7 protein-coding genes, 1 tRNA gene and 2 rRNA genes are annotated in these 10,300 nt (G+C 52.6%); 3 read left to right on the top strand and 7 right to left on the bottom strand.

The features are described 5' to 3' along the window. Positions 1–127 precede the first annotated feature (127 nt). The 3 genes from rrf (LA04_RS07075) to rrf (LA04_RS07065) all read left to right on the top strand — a co-directional run bounded on the left by rrf (LA04_RS07075) (position 128) and on the right by rrf (LA04_RS07065) (position 492). A 5S ribosomal RNA gene (gene rrf, locus LA04_RS07075) occupies positions 128–243 on the top strand. Positions 244–257: 14 nt separating this feature from the next. Then, positions 258–333, top strand: a tRNA-Thr gene (locus tag LA04_RS07070). A 43-nt stretch (positions 334–376) separates the two neighbouring features. Then, positions 377–492, top strand: a 5S ribosomal RNA gene (rrf, locus tag LA04_RS07065). A 106-nt stretch (positions 493–598) separates the two neighbouring features. Here the strand turns inward: rrf (LA04_RS07065) and LA04_RS07060 are convergent. From LA04_RS07060 to LA04_RS07030, 7 genes are all read right to left on the bottom strand, one after another. After that, a complete protein-coding gene (locus LA04_RS07060; protein WP_023309440.1) occupies positions 599–1,357 on the bottom strand; it encodes an amino acid ABC transporter ATP-binding protein in 759 nt (252 codons plus the stop codon). Positions 1,358–1,364: 7 nt separating this feature from the next. Beyond that, a complete protein-coding gene (locus LA04_RS07055) occupies positions 1,365–2,468 on the bottom strand; it encodes an amino acid ABC transporter permease (RefSeq protein WP_047650971.1) in 1,104 nt (367 codons plus the stop codon). 9 nt (positions 2,469–2,477) lie between these two features. Then, positions 2,478–3,659: an amino acid ABC transporter permease gene (locus tag LA04_RS07050; RefSeq protein ID WP_047650970.1), complete on the bottom strand. Its 1,182-nt coding sequence runs from the start codon at positions 3,657–3,659 to the stop codon at positions 2,478–2,480. Positions 3,660–3,726: 67 nt separating this feature from the next. Further along, on the bottom strand, positions 3,727–4,752 hold the full coding sequence (locus tag LA04_RS07045; protein ID WP_047650969.1) for an amino acid ABC transporter substrate-binding protein: 1,026 nt from the start codon (positions 4,750–4,752) through the stop codon (positions 3,727–3,729). Positions 4,753–5,225: 473 nt separating this feature from the next. Further along, positions 5,226–5,447, bottom strand: coding sequence for a lipoprotein (locus tag LA04_RS07040; protein ID WP_008502867.1), 222 nt, complete (start codon positions 5,445–5,447; stop codon positions 5,226–5,228). A gap of 304 nt (positions 5,448–5,751) precedes the next feature. Further along, positions 5,752–8,865 carry an efflux RND transporter permease subunit gene (locus LA04_RS07035; protein ID WP_047650968.1) on the bottom strand — a complete coding sequence of 1,038 codons (3,114 nt, stop codon included), beginning with the start codon at positions 8,863–8,865 and terminating at the stop codon, positions 5,752–5,754. Positions 8,866–8,876: 11 nt separating this feature from the next. Further along, positions 8,877–10,016 (bottom strand): efflux RND transporter periplasmic adaptor subunit, encoded by a 1,140-nt coding sequence (locus LA04_RS07030; protein ID WP_047650967.1) that lies wholly within the window; start codon positions 10,014–10,016, stop codon positions 8,877–8,879. Between the last annotated feature and the right edge of the window lie 284 nt (positions 10,017–10,300).

Genomic DNA, 10,300 nt, shown 5'->3' with positions numbered 1-10,300 from the left:
AAGCGCAGCGATGCGTTGAGCTAACCGATACTAATGAACCGTGAGGCTTAACCTTACAACGCCGAAGGTGTTTTGGCGAAGAGACAGACAATCAAATTTCAGCTTTGATACAGATTAACAGAATTTGCCTGGCGGCTTTAGCGCGGTGGTCCCACCTGACCCCATGCCGAACTCAGAAGTGAAACGCCGTAGCGCCGATGGTAGTGTGGGGTCTCCCCATGTGAGAGTAGGGAACTGCCAGGCATCAAATTTAGCGTGCTGATATGGCTCAGTTGGTAGAGCGCACCCTTGGTAAGGGTGAGGTCCCCAGTTCGACTCTGGGTATCAGCACCACTTTATACTTAGGTTAAAGTTCGGCAAGAAGTAAAAGAATTTGTCTGGCGGCTTTAGCGCGGTGGTCCCACCTGACCCCATGCCGAACTCAGAAGTGAAACGCCGTAGCGCCGATGGTAGTGTGGGGTCTCCCCATGTGAGAGTAGGGAACTGCCAGACATTAAATAAGTGAGAAGGCCATCCGAAAGGATGGCCTTTTTGCGTTTATGCGCCGAAAAAACGGTAGGCCGGGTAAGGCGAAGCCTCCACCCGGCAGAGCAAACAACTAATGAATCACCTGTGACAGGAATGCTCGCGTGCGTTCTGACTTTGGATGCGCAAAGAACTCATCCGGCGGTGCCTGCTCAACAATCTCACCGCGGTCCATAAAGATCACCCGGTCGGCCACGGTTCGCGCAAACCCCATCTCATGCGTCACACAGAGCATGGTCATGCCGGATTGTGCCAGCCCAATCATGGTGTCCAGAACCTCTTTCACCATTTCCGGATCGAGGGCAGATGTCGGTTCATCAAACAGCATAATTTTCGGTTTCATACACAGCGAACGGGCGATAGCCACACGCTGCTGTTGGCCACCTGATATCTGGCCCGGAAACTTATTGGCATGCTCTGCGATACGTACACGTTCCAGGTAGTGCATTGCCAACGCCTCCGCTTCCTTTTTCGGCATCTTTCGTACCCAAATCGGCGCAAGCGTACAGTTCTGCAGAACGGTCAGGTGCGGAAACAGATTAAAGTGTTGAAATACCATTCCTACTTCCTGACGTACGCGTTCGATATTGCGGATATCTTCATTCAGCTCGATACCATCGACCACAATGCGTCCTTGCTGATGTTCTTCAAGATGATTAATACAGCGAATGGTTGTGGATTTTCCGGAGCCCGAAGGGCCGCAAAGGACGATGCGTTCTCCCTGCTTTACCTTAAGATTAATGTCCCTCAGGACATGAAATTGTCCGTACCATTTATTCACATTTTCCAGCGTAATCATCGCGTCGGCGGGTGTCATAGTTATTTGGCTCATAATTTCCTCAGTGCGGCGTACGCCCGGTGTTAAAGCGCTTTTCCAGATGCTGGCTGTAGCGCGACATGCTAAAACAAAAGATCCAGTAGATCAGGGCAGCAAAGACATATCCTTCGGTGGACATGCCCAGCCAGACGGGGTCAACGGTTGCCTGTTGCACGCTGCTAAAGAGATCGAACAATCCGATAATGATCACCAGGCTGGTATCCTTGAAGAGGGCAATGATCGTGTTGACCAGACCCGGAATGACCAGCTTGAGTGCTTGTGGAAGAATGACCAGTCCCTGCGTTTTCCAGTAACCGAGAGCCAGTGATTCCGCCGCTTCGTACTGGCCTTTAGGCAACGCCTGCAGACCACCACGTACAACTTCAGCGACATAGGCGGACTGGAAGAGAATCACCCCCACCAGGGCACGGATCAGCTTGTCGATGGTTGTTCCTTCTGCCATAAACAGCGGCAGCATGACCGACGACATAAACAACACGGTGATAAGCGGTACGCCGCGCCAGAACTCAATGAAGATAACGGAGAGCACGCGTACGATCGGCATTTTTGAACGCCGTCCCAGTGCCAGTAAAATCCCCCACGGTAGCGCACCGGCTATCCCTACTGAAGCGATAATCAGCGTCAGCGTCAGCCCGCCCCACTGGCGCGTTTCAACGCGTTCCAGTCCCAGGAAACCGCCATACAACAGTACCCAGACAATAATCGGATAAACCACTGCCCAGCCGGCAATATAGCGTCCACGATGAGGCAGCTTTTTCCAGAACATGGCTGCGACAGAAAGCAGGCCGATAACTAGCGCCAGATTAATCCGCCAGCGCTGTTCGTGGGGATACAATCCATACATGAACTGACCGAAGCGCTCATGAATAAACACCCAGCAGGCGCCGGCTTTTGTGCAGTCTGCTCGGGTTGAACCGACCCAGTTGGCCTGTAAAATTGCCCAGTTCAGCAGGGGAGGAATCAACTCCCAAATGAGCCACAGGCAAACAATCGTCAGCAGGCTGTTACTCCAGCTGGAGAACAGATTCTTACGCGCCCAGAGAATGAAACGTCCACCTGTCGAGTTGGCAGGGCGCGAGGAGTGCGACAGTATCGCTTTTGTCATCATAGATCCTTAGCGCTCGACCAGTGCTATACGGCGGTTATAAAGGTTCATCAGCAGTGAAATCACCAGGCTGATGATCAGATAGACAGACATCGTGATGGCGATGGTTTCGATGGCTTGTCCGGTCTGGTTAAGCACGGTTCCGGCGAAGAGTGACACCATATCCGGGTAACCAATGGCAGCGGCCAGCGACGAGTTTTTGACAATATTGAGATACTGACTGGTCAGGGGGGGAATGATGACCCGTAAAGCCTGCGGAATAATGACCTGACGAAGCGTTACGGTATGGGGTAATCCCAGCGAGCGCGCCGCCTCGTGCTGCCCATAGGGAACGGCCTGGATCCCTGCACGGATAATCTCTGCGATAAACGCGGACGTATAAATCGACAGCGCCAGCGTCAGGGCCGCCAGCTCGGGAATTAATACCATCCCGCCCTGAAAGTTAAAGCCCCGCAGATGTGGAATATCCCAGTGCAGCGCTGCCCCAAACAGCCAGTGCGCAATTAGCGGCAGGCTAACGATCAGGACAACTGCCGTGGGCCAGGTTCTACGAAGCTGACCGGTTTTGACCTGATGCTTGCGGTTAAAACGGAATACCCCCGCAGAGAGCGCAAGCGCTATCACAATTGCGCCGATAAAAGCGTACAGTCCTTCACCCGGCTGAGGAGAAGGAATGGATAACCCTCGGTTACTGAGGAAAAACAGCTCAAATGCGTCGACGGCCTGACGGGGACCGGGAAGGTTACGCAGTACGGCGAAATACCAGAAGAAGATCTGCAGGAGCGGGGGGATATTACGGAACGTCTCGATATAAACGGTCGACAGTTTCCGCAGGAGCCAGTTTTCAGAAAGACGCGCCAGGCCAATAAAGAAGCCCAGTATCGACGCGAAGACGATACAAAGCGCCGATACCAACAGCGTATTCAGTAAACCGACCACAAACACGCGTCCGTACGTGTCACCTTCCTGGTAATCAATAAGGTGCTGAACAATACCAAACCCCGCGCTGCGATCTAAAAACGCAAAACCGGAGGTAATGCCGCGGTTATTCAGGTTGGTGATGGTGTTATGGATCAGATACACGGCGATGAGAACAACCGCAACAATAGCAATAATCTGGAATAGCCAGGCGCGGACCGCGGGATGAGAAAAGGATAGCGATCCTTTTACGGCTGAGCGGCGATGGGACATAAAGAAACCTCAGTAACCATGACTCTGGAGTGGGCACTGCCGGAGCAGTGCCCGTTACAGCTATGACTTAACGTACCGGTGGCGCGTACTGAATACCGCCGTTGTTCCAGAGATTGTTCTGGCCGCGTTTGATCTTCAGCGGGCTTTCCGATCCCACGTTGCGCTCAAAGATCTCAGAGTAGTTGCCCACCTGTTTGATGATGTTGTAGGCCCACTTGTTATCCAGCTTCAGATCCTTGCCGAAATCACCTTCTGTACCGAGCAGGTGTGCCATATCCGGGTTGGATGGCTTAGCGGCTTTCTCATCAACGTTTTTCGAGTTGATGCCCATCTCTTCTGCGTTCAGCATGGCGAACAGCGTCCAGCGAACAATGGAGAACCAGTCTTCATCGCCACGACGGACCACCGGTCCGAGAGGTTCTTTGGAGATCACTTCAGGCAGAACAATCCATTCTGCCGGGTTGCTCAGCTTAATACGTAAGGCATACAGCTGTGACTGGTCAGAGGCCAGCGTGTCGCAACGGCCGGACTCCAGTGCTTTGGCCGACTCATCCGAGCGGTCGAATGTCACCGGGGTGTATTTCATGTTGTTTGCTTTGAAATAATCCGCGACATTCAGCTCGGTATCGGTGCCCGCCTGGATACAAACGGTAGCGCCATCCAATTCTTTAGCGCTTTTCAGGCCCGCTTTATTGTGGGTCAGGAAGCCGATGCCGTCATAATAGGTCACGCCCGTAAATGACATCCCCATGCCTGCATCACGTGAGGACGTCCAGGTGGTATTACGGGAGAGCATGTCGACCTCGCCGGACTGCAGCGCCGTAAAGCGTTCTTTCGCCGTCAGCGGAGTGTATTTTACTTTGCTGTCATCACCAAAAACGGCGGCAGCAACGCCACGGCAGACGTCCACATCGATACCGGTAAATTTGCCGTTCGCATCGGCATAAGAGAAGCCAGGCAAACCATCACTGATACCGCATTGAACAAAACCTTTCTTTTTAACGGCATCCAGTGTCGTTCCCGCATGGGCTTGACCGGCTAAGGCAAACAACATGCCTGCAGCGGCCAGGCTGGCTATCATCGTCTTTTTCATAATGCATCCTGTGTGGCGAAATTTATCGTTATAGAGGCGTTTTTAAACGCTTAACCTGTCTGTGGCTTTGGCCAACGTTTATAAAGCAAACGTAATGCCAGTTTTGCGTTCGACAAAATAAGAGACGAGTGAACGCTTAATGCTGAGTGTAGACAGGCTTAAATAAAACGAGCGCCCCGAAACGGTGCGAAATTACAACCTGTGCCACAAATTGGAGCAAAAGTTGCGAGTCGGGTCAGGAAAAAGAAGAGATAGTTTTCAGCGTGAATATTGGCAGGGTATTCAATAATATTAATGTGTGAAAATCATCACGATAGAATAAGTAATTTGAATGAGTATGCGAAAAAGTTGTGACTGACTTCAGGCTTAGATTAATTATGTGAATAAATACGGAGCTATTTTTTTACTTATTTGAAAATACTGCACTCATTAAAAGCAAAAGCGCGGCCAGAGCCGCGCTTTCTCAACAGATGTTACTTCGTCAGGGCAACAATACCCAGCGTCAGACCCGCTACTGCGGCAGCACCACCCGCGATCGCACCCGCAGTCTCCCAGTTATCCTGGGTTGTGCCTTTCATACAGGTATTGGTATGAACCAGTCGGCCCTGGTCGTCGTAAACCGGTACACATGGAGAATCGTGCGCGCAACCAGCAAGCAGCGCAGCGAGAAGTGCAACGGAAATGAATCTTTTCATGATGTTACCTCAGTATTATTTCTCATCCGTCCTATAGCCAGGAGGGCTATTAACGAACTGGAGGTTATTTTACCACCGGGGTAAGTTCTCGTTACACGAGGAATAATCTCAAATTATGTAGTTTGTAAAAATCGTGGAGAAAAGTCGGTTTCAGGAAGAATTAATGGAGACATTATGGAGTTGCAAGAGACAGTTTTTACTTAATGCAAATCATCGTATTCTTAATACTGTCTTTCTGTAAAACCTAATTCGTTGTTTATGTTAAAAATAAAAAAGGCACCAGAGGTGCCTTTTCAGGGAAACATTAATCTTTAGGGTGAGTAAACCTTCGCCGAACAACCACAAAGAAAACGGGCACGAAGAATATCGCCAGAAGCGTTGCGGAAAGCATTCCCCCCATAACGCCCGTACCGACGGCGTTTTGCGCGCCGCTCCCGGCCCCCGAGCTGATCACCAGCGGCATGACGCCAAGGATAAAGGCCAGGGACGTCATCAGGATCGGTCGAAGGCGCATCCTGGAAGCTTCCAGAGTGGCTTCAATAATGCCTTTACCTTCTTTATCCATCAGGTCTTTAGCAAATTCGACGATCAGGATGGCGTTTTTCGCCGATAAACCAATCGTCGTCAGCAGGCCGACCTGGAAATAGACGTCGTTGTTTAACCCGCGCAGCGACGCTGCGAGAAGAGCCCCAATGACCCCCAGCGGCACAACCAGCAAAACGGAGAACGGAATGGACCAGCTTTCATACAGCGCAGCCAGGCACAGGAATACCACGATCAGTGAAATGGCGTACAGGGCAGGCGCCTGGTTACCCGAGAGGCGCTCCTGATACGACATCCCTGTCCAGTCATAGCCGATGCCGGAAGGCAGTTTTGCCGCGAGATTTTCCATCATAACCATGGCTTCACCGGTACTTTTACCCGGAGCGGATTCACCCAGGATCTCCATAGAGGGCATCCCGTTATAGCGCTCCAGACGAGGTGAACCATAGACCCAGCGAGCGTTGCTGAAGGCTGAAAACGGGACCATTTCCCCATTCGCGCTGCGCACGTAAAGGTTATTAATATCTCCCGGCAACATACGGAATTTTGCGTCGGCCTGGACGTAGACCTTTTTCACGCGCCCATGATCGATAAAGTCGTTAACATAGGTGCCCCCTAAGGCCGTCGAAATCGTCTGGTTCACGTCAGAAAGGCTGACGCCCAGCGCTTGCGCTTTCTCCTGATCGACATCCAGCTTGAACTGAGGCGTATCTTCAAGGCCGTTAGGGCGCACGCGAACCAGCAGGTCAGGGTGCTCATGCACCATGCTGAGCAGTTGGTTACGCGCCTGCGTCAGCTGGGTATGCCCCAGGTTGGCCTGATCGATCAATTCAAAATCGAAGCCCGTGGCGGTACCCAGTTCGATGATTGCTGGCAGGTTAAACGGGAGCACGAGGCCATCTTTAATTTGACTGAAGGCTTTCGTCGCGCGACCCACAATGGCTTCAACGCCGTTTTCCGCCCCCGGGCGCTCCTCCCAGGGCTTCAGGCTGACGAAGGCTATACCGGAGTTCTGGCCCTGGCCGCTAAAGCTAAAGCCGTTAACGGTAAAGACGGATTCCACGTTCGCCTTTTCGTTGTTCAGATAGTAGTCCTGAACCTGATCGAGCACCTGTTGAGTACGCGTCTGGGTTGCACCCGCCGGGAGTTGAACCATCGTCATAAACACCCCCTGATCCTCTTCGGGCAGGAAGGAGGTGGGCAAGCGCAGGAAGAGCACCGTCATCCCACCGACGATAATGACGTACACCGCCAGATAGCGCCCTGCCTTACGCAAAATACCGCTCACGCTGTTGCTGTAGTGCTCCACGCTTTTATCAAAGAGCGCATTAAACCAGCCGAAAAAGCCCCCTTTTTTCTCATGATGGTCGCCGGATACGGGCTTAAGCAACGTTGCGCAGAGGGCGGGCGTCAGGATTAGCGCAACCAGTACGGACAACGCCATCGCGGAAACGATAGTCAGCGAGAACTGGCGATAGATCGCCCCCGTCGAGCCGCCAAAAAAGGCCATCGGAATAAAGACCGCCGAGAGCACCATGGCGATCCCCACCAGTGCGCCCTGGATCTGCTCCATAGACTTCTGTGTGGCCTCTTTTGGCGGCAGTTTGTCCTCGACCATGACGCGCTCGACGTTCTCAACTACCACGATAGCGTCATCGACCAGCAGACCAATCGCCAGCACCATGCCGAACATCGTCAGGGTATTAATGGAAAAACCGAACGCCGCCAGAATCGCAAAGGTACCCAGCAGAACGACCGGTACAGCGATAGTCGGGATGAGCGTTGCCCGCAGGTTTTGCAGAAACAGGTACATGACCAGGAAGACGAGAACGATCGCTTCAAACAGGGTCTTCACCACTTCGTGGATGGAGATTTTCACAAAAGGCGTGGTGTCATAGGGATAGACCACTTTCAGCCCCTGCGGGAAGAACTGCTGCAGTTGCGCCAGCTTGCTCTTAATGGCTGCCGCGGTGTCCAGCGCATTTGCCCCGGTTGCCAACTTAATCCCCAGGCCGGTTGCCGCCTGCCCGTTTATTTTAGTGACCATGTTGTAGTTTTCGCCACCCAGCTCAATGCGAGCCACGTCCTTCAGATGAACCATCGAGCCGTCCTGGTTCACCTTGAGCGTCACGCGACCAAACTCCTCCGGTGATTTCAGGCGGGTTTGCGCGATGATTGAGGCATTGAGCTGCTGCCCGGGGATGGACGGCGTTCCGCCCAGCTGGCCTGCAGCTATCTGGTCGTTCTGCGTTTTCAACTGGTTGATAATATCCTGCGGCGTCAGCTGGTATTTGTTCATCGCGTTGCTGTCGAGCCAAATGCGCATCGCATACTGAGCGCCAAACAGCTGAACGTCACCGACGCCAGACGTTCGGCTGATGGCATCTTTGACGTTCGAAGCGACATAGTCAGAGATGTCATTCTGCGTGAGATTCTTGTTGTCTGAAACAAAGCCGGCGACCAGCAGGAAGCTGCTGCTGGATTTCTCCACGCCAATCCCTTGCTGCTGTACCTCTTGCGGCAGTAGCGGCATGGCGAGCTGCAGCTTGTTCTGCACCTGTACCTGGGCGATATCCGGATCGGTTCCTGACTCGAAGGTCAGGGTGATGGTGACGTTACCCGCTGAATCGCTGGTGGAGGACATATACATCAGATTATCGATGCCGTTCATGTTCTGTTCGATAACCTGGGTCACGGTATCCTGCACCGTTTGAGCGTCAGCGCCCGGGTAGGTCGCGGATATCGCCACGGCGGGAGGAGCAATGGTCGGATACTGTGCGACGGGAAGTTTGAGAATGGCCAGCCCGCCTGCAATCATCAAAATGATAGCAAGCACCCAGGCGAAAACCGGTCTCTGAATAAAGAAATTAGCCATGTCGTCGTCCCTTAACCGGCTGGCGTCGTGGTGATATCCGGCGTGGCGACGACGGTTACCCCCGGCCTGACTTTCTGTAGCCCGCTGACAATCACGCGGTCACCGTTTTTCAGCCCTTCCGTCACCAGCCAGCGATCGCCAATTGCCTGAGGGGCCACGACGGTTCGCGGCTCAACCTGGTTTTTATCGTTCACCACCAGCACGGTTGCATCGCCTCGCGGTGTACGGGTTACGCCCTGCTGTGGTACCAGAATCGCATCCGGCTGGGTGCCCTCATCAATGCGGGCGCGAACGAACATGCCGGGTAACAACAGATGCTGAGGGTTCCGGAAAATGGCGCGCAGGGTAATCGAGCCGGTACTTTCATCGACCGTGACGTCAGAGAACTGCAATGTGCCTTTTAGCGGGTAGGGCTGCTCGTTCTCCATCAGCAGCTCAACGTTGCTGGCGATATCCCCTTTTTGCAGGCTCGTCTGTTTCAGGCGCATAAAATCATTACTGGACTGGGTGACATCAACATAAATCGGATCGAGCAGCTGAACCGTTGCCAGCGCTGCGGCTTGCCCGTTCGTCACCAGCGCCCCTTCTGTCACGCTGGATTTTCCGATACGACCATCAACCGGAGAGGTCACTTTGGTGTAGGCAAGGTTGATACGTGCGCTTTCAACACCCGCTTTTGAGGCAACCACGCTGGCATCTGCCTGCTGAGCCGTCGCCACGGCCTGGTCATACTCCTGCTTACTGACATACTGGGTGCCTACCAGCGGGAGATAACGTTTCACCGTCAGGTGCGCAATATTGGCCGCCGCCTGAGCCTTCGCCAGCTCACCCTTCGCGCTGTCATAGGTGGCCTGATAGGGCGCAGGATCAATCTGGTAAAGTGACTCGCCCGCTTTTACATCGCTACCCTCCGCGAAGTTACGGCGCAGGATAATGCCGCTAACCTGAGGACGAACCTCCGCAACGCGAAATGCATCTGTTCTGCCCGGGAGTTCAGTGGTGACAGCCAGAGGCGCGCTTTTCACAATATGCACGCTGACCTGAGGCGCCTGCAGATGCTGTTGTTGATTTTCCTGATCATCGCATCCAGTGAGCAGTACCGCGCAGACAATGAAACCGGATAAGGGCAAGCGTCTGAAATGATTCGTCATTACTGTTCCTTTAAATACCCATTAACCGATATATGCTGCGAATCGGTAGCAGGGGCAGAGGGATAAAAATAAAATGTAGCTGCGTATAATAATGAGGGTATTTAATGTTTTTTAATTTATAAGTGCGAATCATCAGGCTTGTAGACGAAAATCAGAATAAGACCGGCTCCATTCTGGGATATAGTTCAGGTATGTTAATTAGATAAATGAGTTTAATATTTTATAATTATTCACTCCGTCAATTTAATTGATTGGACTTATTTGTATTAATTATAAATCCAGAG

It is taken from the genome of Enterobacter sp. UCD-UG_FMILLET, from assembly GCF_000762975.1.
GTDB lineage: Bacteria > Pseudomonadota > Gammaproteobacteria > Enterobacterales > Enterobacteriaceae > Enterobacter > Enterobacter dykesii.
The sequence above is the reverse complement of the archived record's forward strand: the minus strand, read 5'-3'. Positions and strand labels throughout refer to the sequence as shown.